Origin of the sequence: Microbacterium sp. BF1 (assembly GCF_019279095.1) — a bacterium.
In the GTDB taxonomy this organism is placed as follows: domain Bacteria; phylum Actinomycetota; class Actinomycetes; order Actinomycetales; family Microbacteriaceae; genus Microbacterium; species Microbacterium maritypicum.
The window spans coordinates 1-1,533 of the sequence record NZ_JAGYWT010000563.1 but is presented as its reverse complement, the minus strand read 5'-3'; the positions used below and the strand labels follow the sequence as shown (position 1 = coordinate 1,533).

Annotated in this window: 1 protein-coding gene; it reads left to right on the top strand. The window is 66.2% G+C overall.

Annotated elements, in window-relative coordinates:
• On the top strand, positions 1–1,533 hold a 1,533-nt coding region (locus KZA10_RS14840; RefSeq protein ID WP_374196599.1), incomplete at both ends, for an Rne/Rng family ribonuclease.

The window sequence follows — 1,533 nt, the reverse complement described above, 5'->3', positions numbered from 1 at the left end:
GCAGCTGTTCGCCGACGAAGGTCTCCATACCCGGGAAGTGCGGCAGGAAGGGATGCGACCAGGTGCCGGTCGCATTCACGAGGGTGCGGGTCGTCCACTCCCCCTCGCGGGCGCGCACGACGAGCACTATGTCGCCCGCAACCAGGACGCGTCGCTCATCGGGAACGTCTACCTGGGCCGTGTCCAGAACGTCCTCCCCAGCATGGAGGCCGCCTTCGTCGACATCGGTCGCGGGCGCAACGCCGTGCTGTACTCCGGCGAGGTCGACTGGGACGGTGTCGAGACCGGCAACCAGCCGCGTCGCATCGAGCTGGCGCTCAAGCCCGGCGACCGCGTTCTCGTGCAGGTGACGAAGGACCCGGTCGGACACAAGGGCGCGCGTCTCACGAGCCAGATCTCGCTCCCCGGCCGCTACCTGGTCTACGTGCCGGGCGGGTCGATGAACGGCATCAGCCGCAAGCTCCCCGACAACGAGCGTGCGCGCCTCAAGCGCATCCTCAAGGAGGTGCTGCCGGAGTCCTCCGGCGTGATCGTCCGCACTGCGGCCGAGGGTGCCACCGAAGACCAGCTGACCCGTGACGTACAGCGACTCACCTCGCAGTGGGAGCACATCCAGAAGCAGGTCGAGAACCAGCAGGCGCCCGCGCTCCTGCACGCTGAGCCCGACCTTCTCGTGAAGATCGTCCGCGACGTCTTCAACGAGGACTTCACGAAGATGCTGATCCAGGGCGAAGATGCGCAGCAGACCATCCGTGCGTACCTGGAGAGCGTCGCCCCCGACCTGCTGGAGCGCGTCGAGGCCTACGAGGACGAGACCGACCCCTTCGATGCTTTCCGCATCACGGAGCAGATCGAGAAGGCGCTCGACCGCAAGGTGTGGCTGCCTTCCGGCGGCTCGCTCGTGATCGACCGCACCGAGGCCATGACGGTCGTCGACGTCAACACCGGCAAGTTCGTCGGCTCCGGCGGAAACCTCGAGGAGACGGTCACCAAGAACAACCTCGAGGCTGCGGAGGAGATCGTCCGCCAGCTGCGTCTGCGTGACATCGGCGGCATCATCGTCGTCGACTTCATCGACATGGTGCTCGAATCCAACCGCGACCTCGTGCTGCGTCGACTGATCGAATGCCTGAGCCGCGACCGCACGAAGCACCAGGTCGCCGAGGTCACCTCACTCGGCCTCGTGCAGATGACGAGAAAGAAGCTCGGCCTCGGCTTGCTGGAGACCTTCAGCGAGGCGTGCGAGGTGTGTGCCGGTCGTGGCGTGATCGTGCACCACGACCCGGTCGTGAAGCACCGCTCCAGCAACAGCAATGGGGGCGGCAACAGCAACGGCAACGGGCAGAGCGGTCGTCGCCAGCGCGGCAACAGCAACGGCAACGGGCAGAGCCAGAGCGCTCCTGCGAAAGACTGCGGAGGCAAGCGCTTCCAGGTCGGCGTGCTCGAGTACAAGCTCGCGGGCAAGGACATCACCGAGGTTCTCGACCTCCCGGTCTCCGAGGCCCGGGTGTTCTTCAGTGAGGGAGAGGCCAA